At 40.5% G+C, this 400-nt stretch carries 1 protein-coding gene; it reads right to left on the minus strand.

Annotation, left to right across the window (positions count from 1 at the left end):
- Positions 1-73 precede the first annotated feature (73 nt).
- Positions 74-400, minus strand: a 327-nt coding sequence (locus HMPREF2573_RS02035; protein WP_182995221.1) for an ankyrin repeat domain-containing protein, incomplete at its 5' end; no start/stop codon positions are given.

Consider the following 400-nt stretch of genomic DNA (forward strand, 5'->3'; position numbering starts at 1 on the left):
CAGCGGTGATGCCTGCAATCAGTTTGACAGCATTTAGGGTATGGGTGTTTGTGTATTAGGCTTTAAAAGGTTTTCAAGCGTACTGTTTCATCATTTCAATAACAGGGATATAATCTTTGTCATGACTCCAAAACAACTCTAATAATTGTAACACTTCATAATGACCATTATAAAAATGAACATTGCCACCTTTTTTGAGCATCAGTTCAAGTACATCTAATCGCTTCGGTATCATACCTATCATTGCCAAGGGTATGACATTGTCTCTATTAGGAATATTAGGGTCAGCCCCTGCCTCCAGCAAGGCGATAGCAGCATCAGCATTCTTTGAACGCATGGCATAGTGTAATGGGGTCATACCATAAACATCTTGGGCGTTGATGGGGATGCCTTGGTTGAT

Source organism: Moraxella sp. HMSC061H09 (genome assembly GCF_001809255.1).
GTDB classification, from domain to species: Bacteria; Pseudomonadota; Gammaproteobacteria; order Pseudomonadales; family Moraxellaceae; genus Moraxella; species Moraxella catarrhalis.